The following is a 23,508-nucleotide window of genomic DNA, read 5'->3' as shown; positions in this document are numbered from 1 at the left end:
GAAGGGCCCCTTCCTATGCAAAAAGCGATAAGAAGGGGCCCTTCCTTACACCTCAGCCGGCGCTGGCGGTGGCGAGTTTGACGCCGAAGCCGAGGAAGAGGGCGCCGACGCCGGTGGTCATCCCGGCGGCCAGTCGGCGACGCTGACTGAACTGTGTCGCCAGGTAGGCGCCCGCAAAGATCAACAAGCTCAGGTAGAGGGCACTGGTCACCTGGGCGATCAGCCCGAGCAGCAGAAACGACAGCGCCGGATAGGCGTAGGACGGGTCGACGAACTGGATGAAGAAGGAGACGAAGAACAGGATCGCCTTCGGGTTCAGCAGGCTGATCACCGCCGCCCGGCGGAACGGACTCCGTACCATCGCCGGCTCGGCGGCGTCGATCAGCCGCGGCGTGGCGGCGTCGTTGCGGCTCCGCCAGCGCCGCCAGGCCCCGCGCAGCATGGTCAGACCGACATAACCGAGGTACGCCGCGCCCGCGTACTTGATCACCAGAAAGATCGGTGGGTACGCCTTGAGCAGCGACGCGATCCCGGCGGCGGAGAGCACCATGAGCACCGTGTCGCCGACGAACACCCCGGCGGCGGCCCGGTAACCGGCCGGTATCCCGCGTCGGGCCGCGACCGAGAGCACGAACAGCGAGTTGGGGCCGGGTAGCAGGACGATCGCGATCGTTCCCAGCACGTACGTCCAGATGTCGGTTATCCCTAGCACGGGCGACATCATCCGGCCACGGGTACGCCCCGACGCAGCCGGTCCCGCAGTGTGGCCTGTGCGGATGGCCACTCATCGGCGGTCATCGAGTAGACGACGGTGTCCCGCCACGACCCGTCCGGCCGCTGCCGGTGCATTCGCAGTACGCCTTCCCGCTGCGCCCCGAGCCGTTCGATGGCCCGCTGCGAGCGGTCGTTGCGGATGTCGGTGTGCCAGACCACCCGTACCGCGGCCAACTCCTCGAAGGCCCGGGTGAGCAGCAGCAGCTTGGCCTCCGTGTTGATGCCGGTACGCCACCAGGGCTGACCGAGGAACGTGTAGCCGATGGCGACGGTGCGCCGGACCTCGTCGACGTCGTAGTAGGAGGTGCTGCCGACGACCTGGCCGGTGACCGCGCAGCGCTGTACCCAGGGCACCCGGTCACCCCAGTGGGCGGCGCGCAGCGCCTCGGCCACGATCGCCACCGCGTCGTCGCGGGTCCGGGGCATCGGGTTGCCGAGATGTTGCCACACCTCGGGGTCGGCGGTGGCGGCGTACAGGGCGTCGACGTGGGACAGGTCCAACGGTTCCAGGATCACGTGCTCGCCCCGCATCGGTGCGGCGGTCAGCCAGGGCGAGTGCACCGGGCGCAGGTAGTCGGGCAGGGGCGCGGTGACTCCGGTGTCGGGTTCCGGGAGGCCCGGGACGAGCCGCAGCGGTACTACCCCGGCCCAGTACGGCAGGGCCTGGTCCTCGGGCTCGTCGCTCACTCCGCCGAGGCGGATCCGGGTCGACACCTCGCGTAGGGGCAGCGCCAGCACCGCCGTCTCGGCGAGTTCCTTGCGGGTCGGCGGCCGACTGTCGGCGGCCCGGCCCCGGCCGACCTTCTCGACCAGGGCGGTCATCGCCGCGCGCTTCTCGGTTTCGTCGGTGACCAGGCGGGCGGTGCCGTGCGCGACCACCGAGCGGTAGTTGGCGCTGTGGTGGAACTGCGAGCGGCCGTAGATCAGACCGTCGAGCAGGGTGACGGTGAGGCAGACAGCCAGCCCGTCGGCGCCCCGGGCGGCCAGTAGCGGCCGGCTGCCGGTGGAGCCGTGCAGGTAGACGGTGTCGTCGACGCGTACGTGCAGGGTGGGCAGTGCCCGGGGTTCGCCGTCGACGGTGAAGGCCAGCACACAGTGGTACGCCTCGTCGAGGATCGCGTGGGCCACCGCCCGCTGGTAGCCGATCCGGCCCCGGTCACGGTGGGCGGTGGTCCGCTCCGTCTTCGGGTACATGTCGTACTCCCGCATTTGTTCTAGTACAATACTGCAACTGTGGCAGCACGTTATCAGATCATCGGTGGTACAGCAGCCGCGATAGCGGCCAGCGTGGAAACCGGCGTACGCACCGGAGCACTGCAACCCGGGGCAGCACTACCCGCCGTCCGGGCACTGGCCGAGCGGTTGGCCGTCAGCCCGGCCACCGTCGCCAAGGCGTACCAGGGTTTGCGGCAGCGGGGCGTGGTCGAGACCGCCGGTCGCAACGGCACCCGGATCCGCCCCCGCCCCCCGGTCGCCGCCCAGCGCTCCGCGCTGCGCCTGCCCCCGCCCCCCGGCGGCTGGGACCTCTCCGCCGGGGAACCCGACACTCGGCTGCTGCCCCGGCTCGGACCCCACCTGGCGGCCATCGCCGCCCCGGACGACGCGCCGGTCGGTTACGCCACCGCCGGGGTACTGCCCGAACTGGCCGACCTCGCCCGGGTCCGGCTCACCTCAGACGGGGTCCCGGCCGACGCGATCACCGTCACCAGTGGAGCGTTGGACGGCATTGACCGGCTGCTCGCCGCCCACCTGCGTCCCGGTGACCCGGTGGCGGTGGAGGATCCCGGCTGGGCCAACCTGCTCGACCTCGTCGCAGCCCTCGGGCTCCGGCCGATCGGCGTACCGGTGGACGACGACGGACCCACCACCGCCGGGGTGAGCGCCGCCCTGGCCGCCGGGGCCCGCGCGCTGATCGTCACCACCCGCGCGCAGAACCCGACCGGTGCTGCCGTCACCGCCGAACGGGCCGCAGAACTGCGCAGACTGCTCGCCGACCACCCCGAGCTGCTGCTGATCGAGGACGACCACGCCGCCGAGCTGGCCCCCGTACCGGTGCACAGTCTGGCTGGGGCCACCCGGAGCTGGGCCTTCCTCCGCTCGGCGAGCAAGCCCTACGGGCCCGACCTGCGCCTGGCGGTGCTGGCCGGTGACGAGGCGACCGTGGCCCGGGTTGCCGGCCGGATGCGGGTCGGTGCCGGCTGGGTCTCCACCCTGCTGCAACAACTGATCGTCCGACTCTGGCAGGACCCGGCCGTGACCGCGCAACTCGCCGAGGCCCGGGACAGCTACGAGCGTCGCCGCCACGCCCTGCGCACCGCGCTCGCCGACCGGGGAATCACCGCGTACGGGCGCACCGGCATCAACGTCTGGCTGCCGGTACGCGACGAGACCCGGGTGGTCACCATGCTGCGCGACGCCGGGTACGCGGTCGCCCCCTCCTCGCTCTACCGGCTGGCCACCGGACCGGGGGTACGGATCACCATCAGCCCGTTGACCGAGGAGGAGATTCCGCGATTCGTCGACGCGGTGACCCGGGCGATGGCGGCCGACACCGCCGGCCCGTTCAGCGCCTGATCTGTGGCGCCGGCCGGCCCGTTCAGCGCCTGAGCGTCGATCCGGGGCTGCCGACGGCGAAATCTCCGACCCGCCGTACTCGTGTCGGTGGTAGGGGGTAAAAAGGTCGCCATGGCCGAAACCACGACCGCGCCCGGTGCCCAACACTTCATCCCACCGGACGCCGACGACCTGGCGGAGCTACGCACCGCCGCCACCGACTGCCGGGGCTGCGAGCTCTATCAGGACGCCACCCAGACGGTCTTCGGGCGAGGCAACGCCAATGCCCGGGTGGTCTTCGTCGGCGAGCAGCCGGGCGATGTGGAGGACCAGAAGGGACTGCCGTTCGTCGGGCCGGCCGGGCACCTGCTTCGTCGGGCGGTGGACGACGCTGGCCTGAACCCCCGCGAGCTGTACATCACCAACGCTGTCAAGCACTTCCGGTTCGAGCTGCGGGGCAAGCGGCGTATCCACCAGACCCCCGACCAGGTGCACATAGTGGCCTGTCGGCCTTGGCTGGTCGCCGAGTTCGCCCAGTTGCAACCGGAGGTCGTCGTGGTGCTCGGTGCGACCGCCGCCAAGGCCCTGCTCGGCCCGTCGTTCCGGGTCACCCGGTCGCGGGGCGTGTTGCTGCCCTGGCCCGACTCGGCCCAACGGCCGCAGGACTTCACCCGAGTGCCGACCGACGCCACCGGCAAACTCGGATCGGTGCCGCCGGCCCAACTGGTCGCCACCATCCACCCGTCGGCGGTGCTGCGCGCCGACAACCGCGAGATCGCGTACGGCGGACTGGTTGACGACCTGAAGGTCGTCGCCGGTGCCCTCGCCGCTGCCGGAGGTGCCGACCGAGGTGTCGCCTGAGGTGCCACCTCGGTCGGGCGGTGGGTGACGTGTTGGGTCAGAGCAGTCCCGCGAGTTTGTACAGCACAAGCGAGCCGGCGACCGCGACGTTGAGACTGTGACCGGTGCCGACCATGGGGATCTCCACCGCGCAGTCGAGCAGGTCCAGGGCTTCGGAGGGGATACCGGAAGCCTCATGGCCGAGGATCATGATGGTCCGGCGGTCGGCCGTCGGGAGATCGGCCAAGCGGATCGCCTCGTCGGCCAGTTCCACGCCGACGATACGTGAGCCGTTGGCTCGTTCAGTTTCCAGCCAGCGGACGGGATTCCCGACCCGGTGTACGCAACTGGGCCGGCGCAGCGTGTTTCCCCTGGCCAGGGCCTCATCGACCCAGCGGAAAGGGGGAACCACCAGGCATGCGCCGACTGCGTCGCAGGTGCGTAGTAGGGTGCCGAGGTTCGCCCCGTGCATTGGCCAGAGAGCCGCAGCGACGAGGTGTCCCCAACAGGGGTGGGAGCGGGGGCGGCGGGCGGCTCGTAGATCCTTGCGGGAGCGAACCCTGATCGCGGGACTCACCGGACGGGAGCGGTCCGGCTCCGAGTGTTGAAACGCATAAGTGGAGGTACTTCGCGGCGTACCTGGGCCATCGACAGAGAACGAGTGTGTGGCAAGGATAGCGCCCCTTCGTAGGTTGTCGCCCGTTGCCTAGCATGCGTGGATGGAAATGTCGGACGACAGCGCCGTGGTGATGGGACGGCAGGTGCTGGCTGAGGGACGAGGACTCGATGTCGTGCTGGCCGCGGTGCGACGTGAGTCGACGCCAGCTCTGACCGAGCTGGCGTACCCGCGCTCGATCTTCGGGTCGGTCGTGCGGGCGTACCCTGAGGGCCCGGCTGCATCGGCAGTAAGGATGTAGCCGACCGTCACCCCTTACTGCCGATGGAGCCTCCGATGGCCACCGCCGCCACCGTGCCCCCACCCGGGAGCGCGACCGAGTTCCGTGACCCCGCCATCGCCCGGGTCCAGCGTCGTACCCTCCGGCTGCTCTTCGGCACCCAGATCATCGGCGGCATCGGCACCACCATCGGGGTCTCCGTCGGTGCGCTGCTCGCCGCCCGGCTGGTCGGCACCGCCGTCTCCGGGCTGGCCCAGAGCGCCGCCGTGGTCGGCGGCGCGCTACTCGCCATACCGGTCACCCGGATCATGAGCGCCGCCGGTCGGCGACCTGGCCTCGTGGCTGCCTACCTGACCGGCGCGCTGGGCGGCGTGCTGGTCGTGCTCGCCGCCGTGACCGGCTGGATCCCGCTGCTCTTCCTCGGCATGCTGCTCTTCGGCGGCGGCTCCGCAGCCAACCTCCAGGCCCGGTACAGCGCCGTCGACCTCGCCGAACCGGCCCGTCGGGGGCGACAACTGTCGCTGATTGTCTGGGCCACCACGATCGGGGCGGTAGCCGCTCCCAACTTCGCGGCCAGCGCCGACCGGTTCACCACCGACCTGGGCCTGCCCGCGCTCTCCGGCCCGTTCGCGTTCAGCGCGGTCGCCTTCATGCTGGCCGCCGCCGTGCTCTTCGTGTTCCTCCGCCCGGATCCGTTGCTCACCGCCCGGCGGCTGGCGGATGACCGTACCCCGACGGCCGTCACTCCCGCCGGGAAGCGCGGCGGCAGTCTGCGGGCGGCGCTGCGGGTGGTCGCGGACCGCCCGGCCGCCCGTCTCGGCATCGCCGCCGTGGCCGTCGGGCACCTGGTCATGGTCGGGGTGATGTCGATGACCCCGGTACGCCTCGGCGAGTCACACGGCGACGCCGACGTGCTGCACGTGGTCGGCATCGTGCTCAGTGTGCACATCGCCGGCATGTACGCGTTGTCCCCGGTTGTCGGCTGGCTCACCGACCGGTTCGGCCGTCGACCGGTCATTCTCGGCGGGGTCGGCCTGCTGCTCGCCGCGTGTGCGGTCGCCGGCACCGCCGGTCATGACACGACCCGCTTGACGCTGGGCTTGGCCCTGCTTGGCCTGGGCTGGTCGGGCACCATGGTCGCCGGCTCGACCCTGCTGTCGGAGTCGGTGCCGGCCGAGGTCCGACCGGCTGCCCAGGGGCTGTCCGACCTGATCATGGGCCTGGCCGGGGCCACCGCCGGTGCGGTCAGCGGGTTTGTCGTCCAGTTCGCCGGCTACCCGGTGCTCAATCTGCTGGCGGCGCTCGCGGTGGTGCCGCTGGTGGCGCTAGCGTTGCGTCCGGCTCCGCGTGGGGCCACGACAGAGGGGGCGTGAGGGTGCGGCTGACCGACTTCTGGACGCGTCTGGAGCAGACGTTCGGGCCTGCGTACGCCGGCAGTATCGCCGCCGACCAAGTGCTCACCCAGCTCGGGGGACGCACCATCGAACAGGCGTTCGCGGAGGGCGAATCGACGCTGGCGGTGTGGCGGGCGGTGTGTGCCGCCTATCCCGATCGAGTGCCGGCGCAACTACGCTGAGCTGCGGATGTGTGACAGTGGCGTGTCGGTCGTCGGCTCGTACACCTGTTCGGCTATTGTCCACAGCGGGGGTGCCTGTCCACAGATCACAGCCGGTCAGCTGTTTTCTGTCGGACCCAGCGCCTAGCGTGTCCGCGTGACTAAGGGATCAAAGACGCCGGCAAAGGCAGGGGTGGCGACCATGGCGGCAGGACCTGACCGGGAGAAGGCACTCGACCTTGCTCTTGCTCAGATCGACAAGCAGTTCGGCAAGGGCTCGGTGATGCGACTCGGGGATCGACCGGTCATCCAGACCGCGGTGATTCCCACCGGCTCGATCGCGCTCGACGTGGCGCTCGGCGTGGGTGGGCTACCACGCGGGCGGGTGGTGGAGATCTACGGTCCCGAGTCGAGCGGTAAGACCACCGTGGCACTGCACGCGGTGGCCAATGCCCAGCGGGCCGGTGGCATCGCGGCGTTCATCGACGCCGAGCACGCGCTCGACCCGGAGTACGCCAAAGCCCTGGGCGTGGACACCGATGCGATGCTGGTCTCCCAGCCGGACACCGGTGAGCAGGCCCTGGAGATCGCGGACATGCTGATCCGCTCCGGTGCGCTGGACATCATCGTCATCGACTCGGTCGCCGCGCTGGTGCCGCGCGCCGAGATCGAGGGTGAGATGGGCGACAGTCACGTCGGTCTCCAGGCCCGGTTGATGAGCCAGGCGCTGCGGAAGATCACCGGTGTGCTGAACAGCACCGGCACCACCGCGATCTTCATCAACCAGCTCCGCGAGAAGATCGGTGTGATGTTCGGCTGCATGTCCTACTCGACGCGGGTCACCCTCGCCGACGGGACGCAGGAGAAGATCGGCAAGATCGTCAACCAGCGGATGGCGGTCGAGGTCCTGTCGTACAACCCGGAGACCGACCGGGTCGAGCCGAAGAAGATCACCAACTGGTTCAACAACGGCCCGGCGGAGCAGTTCCTCCAGTTCACGGTCGCCAAGTCGGGCGGGAACGGGCGGGCGCAGTTCGCCGCCACCGCCAACCACCTGGTCCGGACCCCGGGCGGGTGGCGCGAGGCTGGCGAGCTGATCGCCGGCGACCGGGTGATGCTGGCTGAGGAACGCCGGCTCAGCGACCAGCAGTGGCAGGTCGTACTCGGTTCGTTGATGGGCGACGGCAGCCTCTCGCCCAACCTCCGCGACCGGGCGGGGGCCCGGTTCCGACTGGGCCATGGTGCCCAGCAGGCCGACTACCTCGACTGGAAGGTAGCGCTGCTCGGTAACGTCCCGAACTCGCGTCGGACCGACACCCGAGGTGCGGTCTTCGCCGACTTCACGCCGCTTCCCGAGCTGGACGAGCTGCGGCGGGCGGTCTATCTGGGCGACGGCAAGAAGCACCTGAGCTGGGACTACCTCAAGGCACTGACGCCGCTGGCGCTGGCGGTGTGGTACATGGACGACGGTGGCTTCACCGTGCGCTCCAAGGGGCTTCAGCAGCGTACCGAGGGCGGTTCCGGCCGGATCGAGATCTGCGTCGAGGCGATGGCCGAAGGCAGCCGTGCGCGCCTCGTCGAATATCTGCGCGATGGCTACGGGCTGGACGTGAAGCTGACGGCGCGTGGTGCGCGGAGCATGGCGGTAGTCCAGTTCACGACGGAGGCGTCGGCGAAGTTCCAGGAACTCGTCGCGCCGTACGTGCCGGTGGCGATGGAGGCCAAGCTGCTTCCGCGTTTCCGTGGCCAGTGCGTCGTCGAGCCGGAGTTCGTGTCGACGGAACTGCGTCCGGTGCCGGCCCGGATCATCGACGTACGGGTCAAGCCCAAGACCCGCTCGATGAACCGGTTCGACATCGAGGTCGAGGGCAACCACAACTACTTCGTCGACGGGGTGATGGTGCACAACAGCCCCGAGACCACTACCGGTGGTCGGGCGCTGAAGTTCTACGCCTCGGTCCGGCTCGACGTGCGTCGGATCGAGAGCCTCAAGGACGGCACCGACGTGGTCGGTAACCGGACCCGGGTCAAGGTCGTGAAGAACAAGGTCTCGGCTCCGTTCAAGCAGGCCGAGTTCGACATCATGTACGGCAAGGGCATCTCCCGGGAAGGTTCGCTGATCGACGTCGGCGTCGAACAGTCGATCATCCGTAAGTCGGGTGCCTGGTACACCTACGACGGCGACCAGCTCGGCCAGGGCAAGGAGAAGGCCCGCGAGTTCCTGCGGGAGAACCCGGACGTGGCGGCCGAGATCGAGAAGAAGATCCTCGAAAAGCTCGGCGTGGGGGCGGGCGCTGCTGGCGACGCCGCTGGCGGGCCGGAGCTGCCGCCGGTGGACTTCTGATCGTCGACTGACATCACATCGACGTGACTGGACGACGTCGAGGCGCGCGGTCGGGGCGGGGCTGGGATGCGGCCCCACCCCGACCGCGTACTACCTCTACCGGGCGTTCCCGGTCCGGCCGCAGCGCCGACCCGGATTCCGCCAACCCCGACTCCGACTTCGCCGACAGCTCTCCGGCTAATCCGCCCCGGAACGAGGCGGAGGTGGCTCGGGAGATCTGCCTGCGCCAGCTCGCCGTACGACCCCGTACCCGGGCCGAGTTGGCCGCCGCGCTGGCCCGGCGGGGGATCTCCGAGGAGACCACTGAGCAGGTGCTCGACCGCTACGACGAGGTCGGGATCATCGACGACGCTGCCTTCGCCCGTGCCTGGGTGAGCAGCCGGCATCAGGGACGTGGCCTGGCCCGCCGAGCGTTGGCCAACGAGTTGCGTCAGCGCGGCGTCGACGGGGAGGTCGCCAGCGAGGCGCTCGGGGAGTTGGACGAGACGACCGAGGCGGCGACTGCGCGGTCACTGGTCGACCGGAAGCTTCGTACGGCACGCGGTGAGCCGGATGCGATTTTCCGCCGGCTGGTGGCGATGCTGGCCCGCAAGGGCTACCCGGCCGGGGTGGCGATCCGGGCCGTCAAGGAGGCGTTGGCCGCGCAGAGCGCCGAGGCGGCGGAGTTTGCCGAGCACATCGACGCGGACGCGCTGGCGGACGCCGAGGGCGAGTTGGACCGCGAGGGCAGCTCGTTCGACTAGGCAGCCAATGCCCCTGGGGTGCGACGGTGGCGGGTTCGACCTTGGTGCCCGCGCGGAGTGAAATTCGGCTTTTATCCGATAAGTCATCAGCTGCCGGTGAGCAAGTCCATGCGCTGCGTCCGACCGGATGGTCGATCATGCCTCCTTGACCGAATGGCACCTTGCGACCTAGCCTCGCCATACAACGAGTACGACCGACCTTCGCAGCTAACAGCACAACATAGATCGCGTAACAGTACGACAACAAGTTGACCAGCTCAGTGGGCCAACTGCGCCAACCGGGGGCCGGTCCGGAAAGGCGTGACATCGATATCTGGCCATAGATGGCTCCCGATGGGGGTCGTCGATGGTTGCGTGCTACCCCGGCCAGCCGCCTCGGTCGGGCGCCTCGACAGCCGTAGAGCCATCCCACCAGGGCCGGCCCTACGGGGTGGGACGGCAGGGGAGGCGGCCATGAGGGATAGCGGTACCGGCAGCATCGGGTGCGACCGAGGCGGGCCGTCAGCATGAGCGCGTTGGACGTGGGACTGCTCACCACGACCGTGCTCCTGGCGACCCTCGTTCTGGCGGGGCTGTTCGTCGGCATGCGGGCCCTGCGCAGGCTGACCGTCCCCTCAGCCGCAGCCGACAACAGCGACTTCGTCGCCGAGAAGGATCGTCAGGAACAATCGCTGGCCGCCCTGCGTACCGCAGCGGACAAGGCGACCTCCACCGCCGACGTGGCGAAGTCCGAATTGGCCACCGCCCGGGCCGAGGTCGCCGCCGCCAAGGCAGAGGCAAGTGCCGCCCGCGCCGAGGCCCGGCGCGTACTCGACGCCGCCCGCACCGAGGCGGACACCGTACTGGACCGGGCACACCGCCAGGCCGAAGCCGACGCCGAACAGGTCCGTGCGGCGGCCCGGCGCAGCGGGGAACGGGAGATCGCGCTGCTCGCCTCCACCGCCAAGGAACAGGCGGCCGAGATGGAGCGTCGGGCCCAGCGGATGGACGAGCGGGAACGGCTGCACACCGAGGAGGTCGAGCGGTTCGCCGAACGCGACCGGCGATTGGCCGCAGCCGCCACCAAGTTGACCACCCGGGAGGCCGCGCTCGCCGTACGGGAGACCGCCGTGACCGAAGCGGAGGAGCAGCGCCGGCGGGAACTGGAACGCATCGCCGGCCTGACTGCCGAGGCGGCCCGGTCCGAGTTGATCGAGGCGGTCGAGGGGCAGGCCAAGCGGGAAGCGGCGATCCTGATCCGGGACATCGAGTCCGACGCGCGTAACACCGCTGAGCAGCGGGCCCGACACATCGTGGTGGACGCGATCCAGCGGGTGGCCAGTGAGCAGACCGCCGAAAGCGTGGTCAGTGTGCTGCACCTGCCCGGCGACGAGATGAAGGGCCGGATCATCGGTCGGGAGGGGCGCAACATTCGCGCCTTCGAGTCGGTGACCGGAGTCAACCTGATCATCGACGACACGCCCGAGGCGGTGCTGCTGTCCTGCTTCGACCCGGTACGCCGGGAGATCGGCCGGCTGACCCTGGAGAAGTTGGTGCTGGACGGCCGGATCCATCCGCACCGGATCGAGGAGGTCTTCGACAGCGCCCGACACGAGGTGGAGCGTCTCTGCCTGCGCGCGGCGGAGGACGCGCTGGTCGAGGTGGGGATCACCGACATGCACCCGGAGCTGGTCACCCTGCTCGGCCGGTTGCGCTATCGGACGTCGTACGGGCAGAACGTGCTCAAGCACCTGGTGGAGACCGCGCACATCGCCGGGATCATGGCGGCCGAGCTGCGCCTGGACGCGGCCACGATCAAGCGGTGCGCCTTCCTGCACGACATCGGCAAGGCGCTCACCCACGAGGTGGAGGGCAGCCACGCGATCATCGGCGCGGACCTGGCCCGCAAGTACGGTGAGTCCGAGGAGGTCGTACACGCCATCGAGGCGCACCACAACGAGGTGCAGCCGCAGACCATCGAGGCGGTACTGACCCAGGCGTCCGACGCCTGTTCCGGCGGTCGGCCGGGCGCGCGCCGGGAGAGCCTTGAGGCGTACGTCCGGCGGCTGGAGCGGATCGAGGAGATCGCCGGCCTGAAGGCCGGGGTGGAGAAGGTCTTCGCGATGCAGGCGGGGCGGGAGATCCGGGTGATGGTCCGCCCGGAGGAGGTCGACGAGATCGGGGCGGCGGTGCTGGCCCGGGACGTGGCCAAGCAGATCGAGGAGGAGCTGACCTATCCCGGTCAGATCCGGGTGACGGTGGTGCGCGAATCCCGGGCCACCGAGATCGCCCGCTGACCCCCCTGGCAGCCCGCGCCGGTCCGCCGTCCGGACCGACGGCTGCGCTGGTTCGGGCGGCGGGGCGTGTGGCAGGTCCCGGCCCCGAGGCGGCAGGCCGAAGGGACAGGGCAGTTCCAGGCGTGGCGGGGGACTGTGCAGTAGACGAGGAACGCCCCCGACGCGGCAAGAGCGTCGAGGGCGTTCCTCGTATTGATCGAGCCGTGTAGACGGCCAGGGTCAGTCGTCGCCGGCCTTCTCGCCCGCACCACCCACCTGGACCACGGCCGGCTTCGGGGCGGTGGTGGCCTTTCCGAACCGGTAGGCCCGGCGCTTGCTACGCCGGTCGAGCCAGCCCGCCAGCATGGTGAGCAGCGAGTTGATGACGATGTAGATCGCGGCGACCACGATCGCGGCGGCGACGAGATTGCCGTAGTTGGCACCAAGGTCGTTGACGCCGCGCTGGAGCAGCTCGGGGAAGGCGACGATGTAGCCCAGCGCGGTGTCCTTGAGTAGGACCACGAGCTGGCTCACGATCACCGGCAGCATGGCCCGGGCCGCCTGGGGGATCAGGATAAGCTGCATGACCTGACCCTTGCGCAAACCGATCGCGTACGCCGCCTCGGACTGTCCCTTCGGCAGCGACTTGATGCCGGCGCGGAACGCCTCGGCCAGCACCGACCCGTTGTAGAGCGTCAGACCGATTACGACCGACCAGAAGGCGGGCATCGCCTGTTGGGTCAGGAACGGCACGCCGTAGAAGATGAAGAACATCATCAGCAGCAGCGGTACGGCGCGGAAGAACTCCACGACGACGCCGGCCGGGATGCTGAGCCACCTGTGGTCGGAGAGCCGGCCGACGGCGAAGACGATGCCGAAGACGAGCGAGAGCACCATGCCGGTGGCCGCGGCCATGAGGGTCTGCTGCAGACCCGGCAGGATGAACTGGGTCCAGGTGGTCGGCTCGGTGAACGGCTCCCAGAGCCGCGCCTCCCACTGGCCCTTCTCGTCGAACTTCGAGTAGATCCACCAGAGCAGGCCCGCGATGGCGATGCTGAAAACGACGGTGAGGACCGCGTTGCGTATCCGGGCCCGAGGTCCGGGGTGGTCGTAGAGGACCGTGTTGCTGCTCATCAGCGCTTCACCGCCAGTCGGTTGGCCAGCCAGCCAAAGAAGTAGCCGATCGGTACCAGCACCGCAGCGAAGGTGCCGGCGAAGACCAGGAAGATCGGGATGACCGCGTCGCCGTTCTCGTTGATCAGGTCCTTCATCACGCTCGACGACTCCATGACGCCGATGATGCCGACGATCGTGGCGTTCTTGCAGAGCGCGATGAGGACGCTGCCCAGCGGCGCGATGACCGCCCGCCCGGCCTGCGGCAGGATCACGATCCGCAGCGTCTGGGCGAAGGTCAGGCCGATGGCCCGGGCGGCTTCGGCCTGGCCGGCGTTGACCGTGTTGATGCCGGAGCGGATGGCCTCACAGACGAACGCCGCCGTGTAGACCGACAGACCCAGCACACCGAGCCAGTAGTTGTTCAGGTTCAGGTCGTCGGAGAGCACCAGGTTCAGCGTGGCGTAGAGCCCGAAGTAGCAGAAAAAGATGATCAGCGTTAGCGGGGTGTTGCGGAAAATGTTCACCCAGGCGGCGCCGAAGGCGCGCAGTACGGGAACGGGGGACACCCGTGCGGCGGCCAACAGCACGCCGATGACCAGCGAGAAAAGCGCCGAGGCGCCGGTCAGTTTGAGGATCCACAGGAAACCCGACAGATAGGCGTCGAGGTTCACCGGATCGGTGAATACATGCATGCCTTCGCTCCCCGGAGCATATCTTCGCCAGTCGAGGGCCGGGGTCGGCAGCCGATGGCCGCCGACCCCGGGAGGAAACTAACTTCAGCCGCAGTTGGTCAGCTTGCTGGTGTCCAGCGTCGGCGCGGGGGTGCCGCTCTTGCCGAGGGTGTTGTCCCAGGCGGCCTTGTAGGAGCCGTCCGACGCAGCGGTCTTCAGGATCTCGTTGACCTTCTCGCAGCCGGCCTTGTCTTCCTTCTTCAGGCCGACGCCGTAGGGCTCGGAGGTGAAGGGCTTGCCGACAACCTTGAACTTGCCCGCGTACTGCGTCTGGGCGGCGTAGCCGGCGAGGATGATGTCGTCGGTGGTCACCGCGTCGACCTGCCCGCCCTCAAGCGCGCTGACGCACTTCGAGTACGAGTCGAACTGCTGTAGCTGCACCTTCGGGTAGTCGGTCTGCATCTTCTTGGCCGGCGTGGAGCCGCTGACCGAGCAGACCTTCTTGCCTTCCAGACCCTCCGGCCCGGTGATGGTGGAGTCCGTCTTCACCAGCAGGTCCTGCCCGGCGATGTAGTACGGCCCGGCGAAGTTGACCTTCTTCTTCCGGTCGTCGTTGATCGTGTAGGTCGCGATGACCAGGTCGACCGTGCCCTGCTGGATGAACGGCTCACGGTTGTTGGAGACCGTGGTCTTCCACTCGATGTTCGCCGGGTCGACGCCGAGGCCCTTGGCGATGATCTTCCCGATCTCGATGTCGAAGCCCTCGTAGTTGCTGCCGGTCTGCAGGCCCAGGCCAGGCTGGTCGGACTTGACGCCGATGACCAGCTTCTTGTCCTTCTGCGCCTTGCCGACGATCCCGCTTGCGCCGGTGCCGCCCTCGTCGTCACCGCCGCCACAGGCCGTAACACCGAGCGAAAGTGCCGCGATCGCGGCGATCGCCGCCACGCGCTTGATCCGCATTCCTCATCTCCTTCTTCGGTGGAGCCCGTCGGGGGATGACGTGCTCCGCAACGGACGCCTAGTGCGTCAGGATCTTGGACAGGAAGTCCTTCGCCCGCTCGCTGCGCGGGTTGGCGAAGAACTCGGTCGGGGGAGCGTCCTCGACCAGTTGGCCGTCGGCCATGAAGATGACCCGGTTGGCGGCGTGCCGGGCGAAGCCCATCTCGTGGGTTACCACCACCATCGTCATGCCCTCGCTCGCGAGGGAGGTCATCACGTCGAGCACCTCACCGACCATCTCCGGGTCGAGCGCGCTGGTCGGCTCGTCGAAGAGCATCGCCTTGGGCTTCATTGCCAGGGCGCGGGCGATCGCCGCCCGCTGCTGCTGTCCGCCGGAGAGCTGGGCCGGGAACTTCTCCGCCTGGTTGGCGATGCCCACCCGGTCGAGCAGCGCCATCGCCTGCTCCCGGGCGGCGGCCGGCTTCTCCTTGCGGACCTTGATCGGACCGAGCGTGACGTTCTCGAGAATCGTCTTGTGCGCGAAGAGGTTGAACGACTGGAACACCATGCCGACCTCGCTGCGCAGCCGGGCGAGTGCCCGCCCCTCAGCGGGCAGCGGCTGCCCGTCGAACGTGATCGAGCCGGAGCTGATCGTCTCCAACCGGTTGATCGTCCGGCAGAGGGTCGACTTGCCGGAGCCGGACGGACCGATCACCACTACGACCTCACCCTTGCCGATCGTCAGATCGACGTCGCGAAGCACGTGTAGCGGCCCGTACCACTTGTTGACCGCCGTGAGCACGATCAGTGGGTCGCCCGTCGTCACCGTCTTCCACCATCCTGTCAAGGGCCAGTTCTGAGGTGGTGCACCTCTGGTGGGGCAACTCTAGGCGGGACTGCATGTCAGAACGCGACCTAAGTTGGTCACGGAGCGGTAACACCATCAGTTGCTGGTTGCGGAACGTCGCCGACTGCACCGAATGGCCGTTTCTCGGGGCAGTGGCTGATCAGTCTGCGCTGGGGACGAAAACCGACAGTTTTGGGGCATCGAAGATCCCAACATGGTGGTAACCATCGGTAACCGGATTGGAGCTGTACATGGAACCGGTACGCCTGACGCAGTACGCCCGGGGTGGCGGTTGTGCCTGCAAGATTCCGCCCGGGGAGTTGGAAACCATCGTCGCTGGACTGGGGCTCACCCCGTCGGCGGGTGACCTGGGTGCCGACAGTCGGACGCCTGGCAGCCTGCTGGTCGGGCTGGACCACGGTGACGACGCAGCGGTGGTCGCCCTGGCTGACGGGAACGCGGTGGTGGCGACGGTCGACTTCTTCACCCCGGTCGTCGACGACCCGTACGACTGGGGGCGGATCGCCGCCTGCAACGCCCTCTCCGACGTGTACGCCATGGGCGGCAGTCCACTGGTCGCGTTGAACCTGCTCTGCTGGCCTCGGGAGGTGCTGCCGCTGGAACTGGCCACCGAGGTGCTCCGGGGCGGCCACGACCTGGCTCGGCAGGCGGGCTGTCATCTTGCCGGCGGGCACAGCGTGGACGACGACGGCCCCAAGTACGGCTTGGCGGTGACCGGGATGGTCCGGCAGGACGAGTTGATCACGCTGGACGCGGGACGGTCCGGGCTACCGCTGTCCCTGACCAAGCCGCTGGGGGTCGGGGTGCTCAACTCCCGACACAAGGCGACCGGTGAGCCGTTTCCGCAGGCGGTGGCGGCGATGTCCACTCTGAATCGGGAGGCCGCCCGGGCAGCGGTGGCGGCCGGTATCCGCTGTGGCACCGACGTGACCGGGTTCGGGCTGCTCGGGCATGCGTCCAAGCTGGCCCGGGCCAGTGGCCTGACCGTGGCGATCGAGTCGGCCCGGGTGCCCTACCTCGACGGTGCCCGGGAGGCCGTACGGGATGGTTTTGTCAGTGGGGGCACCCGGCGCAACCTCGACTGGGTTTCGCCGTGGACCGAGTTCGACGGGGTTTCCGAGGCGGACCGGCTACTGCTGGCGGATGCGCAGACCTCGGGTGGACTACTGCTCGCGGGCGAGGTTCCGGGTGGGACGGTCGTGGGTGAACTGCTTCCCCGGGGGGAGGCGATGGTGCTCGTACGCTGACGCCCCGCCGCGTCGCCCATATCCAGCCACGATGGATACGAGCAAAGCGCGCCGTCCAACGAGCAAGTGCACCGTCCACGAGCAACATGGTGGTTCTGGGTATTTTGCTGGGTAACGTGAGGAAATCGCCGAATCGAGATATGCGATCGAGTGCTTCACTCGCGATACGGTGTAAATCTCTGATCACCCACAGTGGTGCCCGACTGGTGGGTGACAGTCGGATTTCGGCGGAAATGGTCACAGACCGGTAACTTGGCCCCACCTGGCCCCGTTCGCCGGTCACCATCGTGAGGTGGGGCACGCTTCGGAGACCATGACTGAGCACAGCGAGGAGGCAGCGTGACCGAGCTGTGGAACTGGAGGATCGACGACCATGTCGCTCCTATGGAGATCTACTCCGCACTCGCCGATCTACTCGGCCTGCCGGTGATGCCGCTTGGCGCGGCAGATCCGGCGCGCTTTCCGCTCGACGCCGTGCTCTGCGACGTCTGGCAACCGCCGGGAGAGTTTCCGACTGCGGTGGACTGCTACGGCGTGCCGGCCGGACGGTCCGAGCCGGCGATGATCGCGGCGTTCGCCCGGCGGCTGGACCGGCACTGCCTGCTGCCGGACGACACCTTCGACCCCGGCCGCTACCTGCTCGTCGCCCCGGACGGAATGACCCGCCCGGTGCATCTGGACGTGCGGGACACCGAGGAGGGCGAGGCGTTGACCAACCGCCGCCTCTGCACCAACGTCAGCCCGCGATGTCGGGGCTGGTCACAGTGTCATCAGTCCCGGTGGGCACCGGACTCGGTCGTGCCGGCGCTCGCTGCGGCGTGACCCCGGCCACGTACCTCCAACTGGTCGAGCAGGGTCCGGGTGGCGGCGGCGACCGCAGCGACGGCGGCATCGAAGGCTGCCGCGTTGTGGGCCGCTGGCGCCCGGAACCCACTGATCTTGCGGACGTACTGCAACGCGGCGGCCTCGATGTCGGCTTCGGTGACCTCATCGACGTAGGGCTCACGTAGCGTCTTGATACTCCGGCACATGATCTTCTCCTCGCCCGGTCCCCGACCGTTGCTCGCCTGATTTACCCGCTCAGTCCTCGACCGTTACTCGCCCGGTCCTCGGCGCAGGCGAATCCCGGTTCTGTGGATACTCTGTCAGGGCCATGACTACCGCAACCCCGGACAGCCCTCGCACCTACCAGGTGCGCACCTACGGCTGCCAGATGAACGTGCACGACTCGGAGCGGATCTCCGGCCTGCTGGAGGAGGCCGGTTACGTCCGGGCCGCCGAGTCGGCCGAGCCCGACGTGATGATCTTCAACACCTGCGCGGTACGGGAGAACGCCGACAACCGGCTCTACGGCAACCTCGGCCACCTGCGCCCCGTCAAGGACAAGAACCCCGGGATGCAGATCGCGGTCGGGGGATGCCTGGCGCAGAAGGACCGGGGCGAGATCGTCCGCAAGGCGCCCTGGGTCGACGTGGTCTTCGGCACCCACAACATCGGGTCGCTGCCGGTGCTGCTGGACCGGGCCCGGCACAACACCGCCGCCGAGGTGGAGATCCTCGAATCCCTCGACGTCTTCCCGTCCACCCTGCCGGCCCGGCGCGAATCCACCTACGCCGGCTGGGTGTCGATCTCCGTTGGCTGCAACAACACCTGCACCTTCTGCATCGTGCCCTCGCTGCGGGGCAAGGAGAAGGACCGTCGCCCCGGCGACATCCTCGCCGAGGTAGGGGCCCTGGTCGCCGAGGGCGTTTCGGAGGTGACCCTGCTCGGCCAGAACGTCAACTCCTACGGCGTCGAGTTCGGTGACCGGCTCGCCTTCGGCAAGCTGCTGCGCGCCTGCGGCGACATCGAAGGGCTGGAACGCGTCCGCTTCACCAGCCCGCACCCGAAGGACTTCACCGACGACGTGATCGCGGCGATGGCCGAGACGCCCAACGTCTGCCACTCGCTGCACATGCCGTTGCAGTCCGGCTCCGACGACGTACTGCGGGCGATGCGCCGGTCGTACCGGGCCGAGCGCTATCTGGGGATCATCGAGAAGGTACGTGCGGCGATGCCCGACGCGGCGATCACCACCGACATCATCGTGGGCTTCCCCGGCGAGACCGAGGCAGACTTCCAGCGCACCCTGGACGTGGTACGGGAGGCCCGGTTCTCCTCCGCGTTCACCTTCCAGTACTCCAAGCGCCCCGGCACCCCGGCCGCGACCATGGACGGCCAACTGCCCAAGGAGGTCGTCCAGGAGCGCTACGAGCGGCTGATCGCCTGCGTCGAGGAGATCACCTGGGCGGAGAACAAGAAGCTGGTGGGCGAGACCGTCGAGGTCCTGGTCGCGGTCGGCGAGGGACGCAAGGACGAGCGGACCGGACGGCTCTCCGGCCGGGCCCGGGACGGCCGACTGGTGCACTTCGACGCTGGCTCGTACGCCGGGCAGATCCGGCCGGGCGACATCGTGCACACCACGGTCACCTACGCCGCCCCGCACCACCTCAACGCCGACGGCGAGCCACTGTCGCACCGGCGTACCCGGGCCGGCGACGCCGCCGAGGCGGGCCGCACCCCTCGTACGCCGGGAGTGCTGCTTGGACTGCCGACGATCGGCGCGCCGGCCGTACCGCCGACCCCGGCGTCCGCCTGCTCCCTCGACAGCTGAGAACGCGCAACGGCGGCTGAGTCAGCATTGAACGCTGGTCCAGCCGCCGTTCCGCGCCTGCTGCCCCGATCTTCCGGGCTGGGCCGAGATGCGGTCCGGCCCGGCCCGAGCTTGCCGTTTAACACCTGTCCGTTCCCGTATCGAACTCCGACGCACGCGACGTACCCTTTGGAGATCTTGTTCGATCACCCCTGTGGGAGGATCTTCGTGCGACTCCGAACGCGTCTTGCGACTGCTGGTGCATCCCTGCTGCTGGCCCTGAGTGGCACACTCGTCGTGGCCGGCCCAGCGTCCGCCGCGACCTACGGTTACATTGCGTACTCCAACAACTGCGGTAGCGCCAGGACACTGTGGATCGTGTACAAGGGCGGCGCGAACGCCGACAAATACGTCACCTATCAGGCTTCCGCACCGAATGGCTGGAAGGGCACCTTCAAGGTGCCGTCGGCGCAGAAGTACAGCGTCCGGGCGTTCCCTAGCGACAAGGTCGTGACGATCTACAACTTCGCAGGCAGGGTTCACAACGTCGCCGTGAAGGCCTGCTGACCTGAGGTTCCCCGTACGCGGCACTACGACCGGATAGGCAGAGCCGCACCGGTGGTCGAGCGGCGAATCCGGGTGCCCCACATCGACAGTCCCCGCGTTCGCAGCTCGACCGGTCTTGCCTGACCAACAGGCAAGACCGTCAAAAGAGACCTGTCCGTCACCGCGCTGCGGTGACGGACAGATTAAACGACAAGCTGACGTGCGGTACGGCACCAACTTGGGGTTCGGGGCGGAGTGCCCAGCGAAGGGATCAAGCCTGACCGCCCTGAGCGGGCACTCCGTCCCGAACCCCACCGCACTCCGCCCTGAGCACACGCCACCGCGGGCACTCCGAACCCAACCGCGCACACCGCCCCGAATCAAGTGCTAGGCAGTCTTCTCCGCCAGTTGGAGGAACTGCCGCTTGGCGGCCAGCGCCGACTCCGCCTCGCGGATCCGCTTGGCGTCGCCGGCCGCCTGGGCCCGAGCGAGCCGCTGCTCGGCCTCGGCCACCTGGTCGCGCATCTGGGCCAGCAGCGGGTTGGCCGAGGGCTCGGTACGCCGCCACGCGGAGTCCATCGCCTGCCGAACCTTCTCGTCCACTGCCCGCATCCGCCGGTCCAGGCTGGCTGCCGCCTCGCGGGGCACCCGGCCCGCCTCGTGCCACTGGCCCTGGATCTCGCGCAGCTTGTTCTGCGCCGCTCGAGGGTCGCTGTCGACGTCGAGCGCCTCGGCCTCGGCCAGCAGCGCCTGCTTGCGTTCGAGGTTGCCCCGCTGCTCGGAGTCCCGAGCGGAGAAGACCTCGCTACGCCGGGTGAAGAAGGCGTCCTGGGCGGCGCGGAACCGCTCCCAGAGCTTCTGCTCGGCCTCCTTGGCGGCCCGAGGAGCAGCCTTCCACTGGGTCATCAGCTCCTTGAGCCGGTTGGCGGTCGCCGCCCAGTCGGTCGACTCGGACAGCGTCTCGGCCTCGGTGACCAATGCTTCCTTCTCGCCCTGCGCCTGCTTGCGCTGGGCGTCCAGGCTGGCGAAGTGGGCACCGCGCCGCCGGGTGAAGCCGTCCCGGGCGGCAGCGAACCGCTTCCACAGCTCACCGTCGGTCTTTTTGTCGACGCCCCGGATGCTCTTCCACTCGTCGAGGATCTCCTTGAGCCGATCCCCGGCGGTCTTCCAACCGGTGGACTCGGCGGCCAGCTTCTCGGCCTCCTCGACCAGGGCCGTCTTGCGGGCCAGGGCTTCGGTACGGGCCACCTCGCGAGCGGCCCGCGCCTCGCCAGCCTTCTCCTCGGCGATGGTGGCCAGTTTGTCCAGCCGGGCGGCGAGCGTATCGATGTCGCCGACCACGTGAGCCTCGGCCAGCGAGGCGCGGATCCGGCGGACTGTGGTCAGGGAATGCGCGGCGTCGGCGGCCCCGGAGTTGAGCCGGGCCTCAGTCAAGTCGACCTCGGTGACCAGGTCGGCGAAGCGGCGGGCGAAGTGTGCCAGCCCCTCCTCCGGCGCTCCGGCCTGCCAGGAACCGACCACACGCTCACCCTCGGCCGTCTTGACGTACACGGTGCCGTCCGCGTCCACCCGTCCGAAGGCAGTCCAGTCGCTCATGTGCCATCCTCGTTCTCCCGGCGTCGCCGGGAAGTCCCGACGATCACCGCCGCTGCGCAGCCAGTTACCGTAAAGTTTCTCCCGGCATTGTCACAGGTCCAACCCGGTCCCCGTCGAGCGCCTAAGGTCGACCGTGACCATACGGTGTCCTAGACCGGGTCGGGGCGGTAGGAGTCGGGCCGTCAATCGTTGCCGGCTACGGTGGGAGCGTGCCACTGGTCGCCGCCGCTGTCTGCCCACATCCGCCCCTGATCGTTCCGGAGATCGCCGGAGCGGCCGCCCCGGAGCTGGACGATCTCCGCGTCGCCTGCGACGCCGCCGTCGGTCGACTGCTGGCCGCCGAGCCGGACGTCATCTTCGTGGTGGGTGGTGGGCCCGAGACTGTCAGCCTGCGGGCCGCCGACTACGGCAGCCTGCGGCCCTACGGGCTGGACCGGCAGATCCACCTGTCGAAGGTCAACTGTGCGGGGGGCCCGCGACTGCCGTTGAGCGTGCAGGTCGGTGCCTGGTTGATGCACCGGGGCGGGGCCGAGTGCCTACGGCTCGGACAGGCGGTCGCGCCGGACGAGCCGGCCGCCGCGTGCGCCCGGATCGGAGCGCAGCTCGCCGCTGGCGCCGTCAGCGGCACCGGGTCCGTCAGCGGCACCGGGTCCGTCAGCGGGGCGGGATCCGGCAGCGCCGTCGAGCCTGACCATCGGGTGGCGCTGCTGGTGATGGGGGACGGGTCCGCCTGCCACGGCGAGAAGGCACCCGGGTACGACGACCCGCGCGCCCGGTCGTACGACGATGGGGTTGCCTCGGCCCTGGCCGGCGCGGACCCGGACGCCCTGCTCGGCCTGGACCTGGGACTTTCGGCGGAGCTGCTGGTGGCCGGTCGTGCCCCCTGGCAGGTGCTGGCCGGCGCGGTCCGGGCGGCCGGCGGAGCGTGGCGCGGCGACCTCACCTACTACGCGGTGCCCTACGGGGTCGCCTACTTCGTCGCGGAATGGCTGCCGGCATGACGGTGGTGGCGGTCGTCGGCCCGACCGCAGCTGGCAAGTCGGCGTTGAGCATCGCCCTGGCCCACGCGCTCGACGGTGAAGTGGTCAACGCCGACTCGATGCAGCTCTATCGGGACCTGGACATCGGTACGGCCAAGCTGACCCCGGCCGAGCGCGAGGGGGTGCCGCACCACCTGCTGGACATCTGGGACGTGACCGAACCGGCGAGCGTGGCCGAATACCAGCGCCTGGCCCGCGCCGCCGTGGACGACATCCTGGCCCGGGGGCGGGTTCCGTTGCTGGTCGGCGGCTCCGGGCTGTACGTCCGGGCGGTACTGGAGGAGTTCGAGTTCCCCGGCACCGACCCCGGAGTGCGGGCGCGGCTGGAGGCGGAGCTGGCCGAGGTCGGCCCGGCACCGTTGTACGAGCGGCTGCACGCCGCCGACCCGGCCGCCGCGGCGAACATCCTACCCGGCAACGGTCGACGCATCGTACGGGCGCTGGAGGTGATCGAGCTCACCGGTGCGCCGTTCACCGCGTCCCTGCCCGATCCGAAGCCGTACTACGAGTCGGTGCGGCTCGGCGTCGACCTGGACACCGCCCTGCTCGACGAGCGGATCGCCACCCGGGTGGATCGGATGTGGGCGGCCGGACTGGTCGAGGAGACCCGGGCGTTGGTCGACCGGGGACTGCGCGAGGGACGTACCGCCAGCCGGGCACTGGGCTACCAGCAGGTGCTGCGCTTCCTCGACGGGGAACTGACCGAGCCGGAGGCACACGCCGAGACGGTACGGGCGACCCGCCGGTTCGTCCGCCGGCAGCGGTCCTGGTTCCGCCGTGATTCCGGCATCGTCTGGTTCGACGCGGCCCGTCCCGATCTGCTCGACGCCGCGCTCGGGGCGCTGGGCGCACCGGCTCGTTGATCGGGGACGGTGGTGGGGCGGGCGGAGTGG

At 69.2% G+C, this 23,508-nt stretch carries 23 protein-coding genes and 2 pseudogenes; 16 read left to right on the top strand and 9 right to left on the bottom strand.

The window, feature by feature from the left end; genetic code table 11:
* Positions 1-52: 52 nt before the first annotated feature.
* Entirely contained in the window at positions 53-724 is a 672-nt protein-coding gene (gene leuE, locus ACWDV4_RS11870; RefSeq protein WP_449977121.1) for a leucine efflux protein LeuE, read from the bottom strand.
* Positions 721-1,968 (bottom strand): bifunctional pyridoxamine 5'-phosphate oxidase family protein/GNAT family N-acetyltransferase, encoded by a 1,248-nt coding sequence (locus tag ACWDV4_RS11865; RefSeq protein ID WP_449977230.1) that lies wholly within the window; start codon positions 1,966-1,968, stop codon positions 721-723. Before ACWDV4_RS11865 ends, leuE begins: the two co-directional genes overlap by 4 nt.
* A 39-nt stretch (positions 1,969-2,007) precedes the next feature.
* Between ACWDV4_RS11865 and ACWDV4_RS11860 the strand changes: the two genes are divergently transcribed.
* Together ACWDV4_RS11860 and ACWDV4_RS11855 are read left to right on the top strand one after the other, a co-directional pair.
* Entirely contained in the window at positions 2,008-3,348 is a 1,341-nt protein-coding gene (locus ACWDV4_RS11860) for an aminotransferase class I/II-fold pyridoxal phosphate-dependent enzyme (RefSeq protein ID WP_449977119.1), read from the top strand.
* A gap of 111 nt (positions 3,349-3,459) precedes the next feature.
* Positions 3,460-4,188 (top strand): UdgX family uracil-DNA binding protein, encoded by a 729-nt coding sequence (locus ACWDV4_RS11855; protein ID WP_449977116.1) that lies wholly within the window; start codon positions 3,460-3,462, stop codon positions 4,186-4,188.
* A gap of 37 nt (positions 4,189-4,225) precedes the next feature.
* Here the strand turns inward: ACWDV4_RS11855 and ACWDV4_RS11850 are convergent, their stop codons facing one another.
* Entirely contained in the window at positions 4,226-4,639 is a 414-nt protein-coding gene (locus tag ACWDV4_RS11850) for a TrmH family RNA methyltransferase (protein WP_449977113.1), read from the bottom strand.
* Between the two features lie 247 nt (positions 4,640-4,886).
* On the opposite strand from ACWDV4_RS11850, the gene ACWDV4_RS11845 reads away from it, so the two are divergent.
* The 8 genes and pseudogenes from ACWDV4_RS11845 (at position 4,887) to rny (ending at position 11,981) form a co-directional block, all read left to right on the top strand.
* Complete coding sequence (locus ACWDV4_RS11845; RefSeq protein ID WP_449977110.1) at positions 4,887-5,084, top strand: hypothetical protein; 198 nt, start codon at positions 4,887-4,889, stop codon at positions 5,082-5,084.
* Between the two features lie 35 nt (positions 5,085-5,119).
* Positions 5,120-6,436, top strand: coding sequence for an MFS transporter (locus tag ACWDV4_RS11840; RefSeq protein ID WP_449977108.1), 1,317 nt, complete (start codon positions 5,120-5,122; stop codon positions 6,434-6,436).
* Positions 6,437-6,438: 2 nt separating this feature from the next.
* A complete protein-coding gene (locus tag ACWDV4_RS11835) occupies positions 6,439-6,639 on the top strand; it encodes a DUF3046 domain-containing protein (protein ID WP_449977105.1) in 201 nt (66 codons plus the stop codon).
* A gap of 181 nt (positions 6,640-6,820) precedes the next feature.
* Positions 6,821-7,672 (top strand): annotated as a pseudogene (gene recA / locus ACWDV4_RS11830) (recombinase RecA); the annotation flags it as partial.
* Between the two features lie 60 nt (positions 7,673-7,732).
* A pseudogene (locus ACWDV4_RS11825) lies at positions 7,733-8,287 on the top strand (LAGLIDADG endonuclease); the annotation flags it as partial.
* A gap of 171 nt (positions 8,288-8,458) precedes the next feature.
* Positions 8,459-8,962 (top strand): hypothetical protein, encoded by a 504-nt coding sequence (locus tag ACWDV4_RS11820; protein WP_281385014.1) that lies wholly within the window; start codon positions 8,459-8,461, stop codon positions 8,960-8,962.
* A gap of 23 nt (positions 8,963-8,985) precedes the next feature.
* Positions 8,986-9,705 carry a regulatory protein RecX gene (locus tag ACWDV4_RS11815; RefSeq protein WP_449977102.1) on the top strand — a complete coding sequence of 240 codons (720 nt, stop codon included), beginning with the start codon at positions 8,986-8,988 and terminating at the stop codon, positions 9,703-9,705.
* 506 nt (positions 9,706-10,211) lie between these two features.
* A complete protein-coding gene (rny, locus tag ACWDV4_RS11810) occupies positions 10,212-11,981 on the top strand; it encodes a ribonuclease Y (RefSeq protein WP_449977100.1) in 1,770 nt (589 codons plus the stop codon).
* Positions 11,982-12,200: 219 nt separating this feature from the next.
* On the opposite strand, the gene ACWDV4_RS11805 is transcribed toward rny, so the two are convergent.
* From ACWDV4_RS11805 to ACWDV4_RS11790, 4 genes are all read right to left on the bottom strand, one after another.
* Positions 12,201-13,094 carry an amino acid ABC transporter permease gene (locus tag ACWDV4_RS11805; protein WP_449977097.1) on the bottom strand — a complete coding sequence of 298 codons (894 nt, stop codon included), beginning with the start codon at positions 13,092-13,094 and terminating at the stop codon, positions 12,201-12,203.
* Complete coding sequence (locus ACWDV4_RS11800; RefSeq protein ID WP_449977095.1) at positions 13,094-13,768, bottom strand: amino acid ABC transporter permease; 675 nt, start codon at positions 13,766-13,768, stop codon at positions 13,094-13,096. The genes ACWDV4_RS11805 and ACWDV4_RS11800 overlap by 1 nt, the downstream gene beginning before the upstream one ends.
* 84 nt (positions 13,769-13,852) lie before the next feature.
* Entirely contained in the window at positions 13,853-14,707 is an 855-nt protein-coding gene (locus ACWDV4_RS11795; RefSeq protein WP_449977092.1) for a glutamate ABC transporter substrate-binding protein, read from the bottom strand.
* Positions 14,708-14,765: 58 nt separating this feature from the next.
* Positions 14,766-15,494: an amino acid ABC transporter ATP-binding protein gene (locus ACWDV4_RS11790; RefSeq protein ID WP_449977225.1), complete on the bottom strand. Its 729-nt coding sequence runs from the start codon at positions 15,492-15,494 to the stop codon at positions 14,766-14,768.
* Positions 15,495-15,784: 290 nt separating this feature from the next.
* Between ACWDV4_RS11790 and selD the strand changes: the two genes are divergently transcribed.
* The gene (selD, locus tag ACWDV4_RS11785; RefSeq protein WP_449977090.1) at positions 15,785-16,801 is read left to right on the top strand and encodes a selenide, water dikinase SelD; all 1,017 of its coding nucleotides are present in this window, start codon (positions 15,785-15,787) and stop codon (positions 16,799-16,801) included.
* A gap of 339 nt (positions 16,802-17,140) precedes the next feature.
* A complete protein-coding gene (locus ACWDV4_RS11780) occupies positions 17,141-17,623 on the top strand; it encodes a hypothetical protein (protein ID WP_449977087.1) in 483 nt (160 codons plus the stop codon).
* On the opposite strand, the gene ACWDV4_RS11775 is transcribed toward ACWDV4_RS11780, so the two are convergent.
* Positions 17,572-17,832, bottom strand: a complete 261-nt coding sequence (locus ACWDV4_RS11775) for a DUF2277 family protein (protein WP_449977085.1) — start codon at positions 17,830-17,832, stop codon at positions 17,572-17,574. The two genes, ACWDV4_RS11780 and ACWDV4_RS11775, sit on opposite strands and share 52 nt — an antisense overlap.
* Positions 17,833-17,954: 122 nt before the next feature.
* Here ACWDV4_RS11775 and miaB point away from each other — a divergent pair, with 122 nt between their 5' ends.
* Both miaB and ACWDV4_RS11765 read left to right on the top strand, forming a co-directional pair.
* The gene (gene miaB / locus ACWDV4_RS11770) at positions 17,955-19,454 is read left to right on the top strand and encodes a tRNA (N6-isopentenyl adenosine(37)-C2)-methylthiotransferase MiaB (RefSeq protein ID WP_449977082.1); all 1,500 of its coding nucleotides are present in this window, start codon (positions 17,955-17,957) and stop codon (positions 19,452-19,454) included.
* A 207-nt stretch (positions 19,455-19,661) separates the two neighbouring features.
* A complete protein-coding gene (locus ACWDV4_RS11765) occupies positions 19,662-20,000 on the top strand; it encodes a hypothetical protein (protein ID WP_449977079.1) in 339 nt (112 codons plus the stop codon).
* Positions 20,001-20,366: 366 nt separating this feature from the next.
* On the opposite strand, the gene ACWDV4_RS11760 is transcribed toward ACWDV4_RS11765, so the two are convergent.
* Positions 20,367-21,575, bottom strand: coding sequence for a DUF349 domain-containing protein (locus ACWDV4_RS11760; protein ID WP_449977077.1), 1,209 nt, complete (start codon positions 21,573-21,575; stop codon positions 20,367-20,369).
* Between the two features lie 209 nt (positions 21,576-21,784).
* Here ACWDV4_RS11760 and ACWDV4_RS11755 point away from each other — a divergent pair, with 209 nt between their 5' ends.
* Together ACWDV4_RS11755 and miaA are read left to right on the top strand one after the other, a co-directional pair.
* Positions 21,785-22,576, top strand: a complete 792-nt coding sequence (locus ACWDV4_RS11755) for a hypothetical protein (protein WP_449977075.1) — start codon at positions 21,785-21,787, stop codon at positions 22,574-22,576.
* Positions 22,561-23,478 carry a tRNA (adenosine(37)-N6)-dimethylallyltransferase MiaA gene (miaA, locus tag ACWDV4_RS11750; RefSeq protein ID WP_449977073.1) on the top strand — a complete coding sequence of 306 codons (918 nt, stop codon included), beginning with the start codon at positions 22,561-22,563 and terminating at the stop codon, positions 23,476-23,478. The genes ACWDV4_RS11755 and miaA overlap by 16 nt, the downstream gene beginning before the upstream one ends.
* The last annotated feature ends 30 nt before the right edge of the window (positions 23,479-23,508 follow it).

It is taken from the genome of Micromonospora sp. NPDC003197 (genome assembly GCF_053590565.1).
The sequence above is the reverse complement of the archived record's forward strand: the minus strand, read 5'-3'. Positions and strand labels throughout refer to the sequence as shown.

Coding starts and splice junctions, on each gene's coding strand:
- ACWDV4_RS11760 (WP_449977077.1), bottom strand. CDS start 21,575: ATGAGCGACTGGACTGCCTTCGGACGGGTGGACGCGGACGGCACCGTG.
- selD (WP_449977090.1), top strand. CDS start 15,785: ATGGAACCGGTACGCCTGACGCAGTACGCCCGGGGTGGCGGTTGTGCC.
- ACWDV4_RS11855 (WP_449977116.1), top strand. CDS start 3,460: ATGGCCGAAACCACGACCGCGCCCGGTGCCCAACACTTCATCCCACCG.
- ACWDV4_RS11840 (WP_449977108.1), top strand. CDS start 5,120: ATGGCCACCGCCGCCACCGTGCCCCCACCCGGGAGCGCGACCGAGTTC.
- leuE (WP_449977121.1), bottom strand. CDS start 724: ATGATGTCGCCCGTGCTAGGGATAACCGACATCTGGACGTACGTGCTG.
- ACWDV4_RS11775 (WP_449977085.1), bottom strand. CDS start 17,832: ATGTGCCGGAGTATCAAGACGCTACGTGAGCCCTACGTCGATGAGGTC.
- rny (WP_449977100.1), top strand. CDS start 10,212: ATGAGCGCGTTGGACGTGGGACTGCTCACCACGACCGTGCTCCTGGCG.
- ACWDV4_RS11795 (WP_449977092.1), bottom strand. CDS start 14,707: ATGCGGATCAAGCGCGTGGCGGCGATCGCCGCGATCGCGGCACTTTCG.
- ACWDV4_RS11800 (WP_449977095.1), bottom strand. CDS start 13,768: ATGCATGTATTCACCGATCCGGTGAACCTCGACGCCTATCTGTCGGGT.
- miaA (WP_449977073.1), top strand. CDS start 22,561: ATGGCTGCCGGCATGACGGTGGTGGCGGTCGTCGGCCCGACCGCAGCT.
- ACWDV4_RS11845 (WP_449977110.1), top strand. CDS start 4,887: ATGGAAATGTCGGACGACAGCGCCGTGGTGATGGGACGGCAGGTGCTG.
- ACWDV4_RS11820 (WP_281385014.1), top strand. CDS start 8,459: ATGAACCGGTTCGACATCGAGGTCGAGGGCAACCACAACTACTTCGTC.
- ACWDV4_RS11850 (WP_449977113.1), bottom strand. CDS start 4,639: ATGCACGGGGCGAACCTCGGCACCCTACTACGCACCTGCGACGCAGTC.
- ACWDV4_RS11865 (WP_449977230.1), bottom strand. CDS start 1,968: ATGTACCCGAAGACGGAGCGGACCACCGCCCACCGTGACCGGGGCCGG.
- ACWDV4_RS11805 (WP_449977097.1), bottom strand. CDS start 13,094: ATGAGCAGCAACACGGTCCTCTACGACCACCCCGGACCTCGGGCCCGG.
- miaB (WP_449977082.1), top strand. CDS start 17,955: ATGACTACCGCAACCCCGGACAGCCCTCGCACCTACCAGGTGCGCACC.